At 58.4% G+C, this 1,140-nt stretch carries 2 protein-coding genes; one reads left to right on the top strand and one right to left on the bottom strand.

The window, feature by feature from the left end; genetic code table 11:
- On the top strand, window positions 1-317 hold a 317-nt coding region (locus G7Y85_RS20030), incomplete at its 5' end, for a transposase (RefSeq protein WP_166261807.1).
- Between the two features lie 289 nt (window positions 318-606).
- Here the strand turns inward: G7Y85_RS20030 and G7Y85_RS20025 are convergent.
- Entirely contained in the window at window positions 607-999 is a 393-nt protein-coding gene (locus tag G7Y85_RS20025) for a tetratricopeptide repeat protein (RefSeq protein ID WP_166261804.1), read from the bottom strand.
- Window positions 1,000-1,140: the final 141 nt, after the last annotated feature.

Raw genomic sequence — 1,140 nt, 5'->3', positions numbered from 1 at the left:
TGGCCTCGTGGCTTGGCCTCACGCCGCGCGAGCATTCCAGCGGCCACATCCGAAAACTCGGCGGCATCAGCAAGCGTGGCGACCGCTACGTGCGCATGCTGCTCACGCACGGCGCCAGAGCGGTGCTGCTTCGGGCCGGACAAATGCAACGCGCCGGGCAAAGCCTCAACGCTCTGCAGCGTTGGGCGCTTGCGCTCAAAGAGCGAACGAACCACAACAAGGCAACGTGTGCATTAGCCAACAAGCTGGCGCGCATCGCCTGGGCGACCTGGCGGCACGGCACGGTGTTTGATCCGAATCAGGCCGCTGCGGCCTGATTCATCACAGCAGCAGCAAACGTTTCCGAGGGTTGCGCAGGAGAAGACAGCAGATCATGGCGTAGACGGTCGGACCGTCCGGAAGAGAAAGCCGATAACCAGCGTGAGCGAAAAGCTCGTTGCGAACGTGTGGCGCTCCCGGCGCGAATTTCCATGAAGGCTCGGCCTGCATCGCAGGCCCTCGATGAAGCCGAATGTACGACTGCAACCACCTTCGCACGCCGCGATCAGCGCTTCACTTCACCTGCGGGCTTGCGGGAGGAGTCCATGTACGGCTGGTTGGGCAGAATCACGGCGAACTATCAATGACGGCCCAAAATTCTTTGCTTGCTTTGAATTCCTCATAGTCTTTCGATTCTCCCACCGACAAGAACCGATCCATTTCGCGCTTTGCGTTCGAATACTGTGCAAGCTCCCAAAGACAGTGGAAAAGGCCTAATGAGAATATCTCTTTTCCCGGATCAAGCTCGACGGCACGAGTGAAGAACGGCAACGCTCTTTGCGGCCCTTCACTGTGTTTTATTTCGTTTGCATATGTGGCCGCAAAAGTCCCCACATCTGGGCGCTCAGCCACAAGAACCTTCAGAACCTCTATAAGGGCTGGCGAATCTCCCTCGCTCGATAGGCGCTGCGCTCTTGCCCACATCGCGGCGTGACATTCTGAAAGACCTTGGCGTGTCATGTCATGCTGCCCAACGCTAAAACTCAGGCGCGGCCCCGCGAAGCGGGGACGTCGACTGGAGTGATGGAATGGACTCCTCCCGCTGTTTTGAGCGGCATCGAAGTGCCAAGCTGGAGATGCGAATCATCAGCTGTCCAACAG

Origin of the sequence: Solimonas terrae (assembly GCF_011067135.1) — a bacterium.
GTDB lineage: Bacteria > Pseudomonadota > Gammaproteobacteria > Nevskiales > Nevskiaceae > Solimonas > Solimonas terrae.
This window is presented reverse-complemented; position numbering and strand designations above follow the sequence as displayed.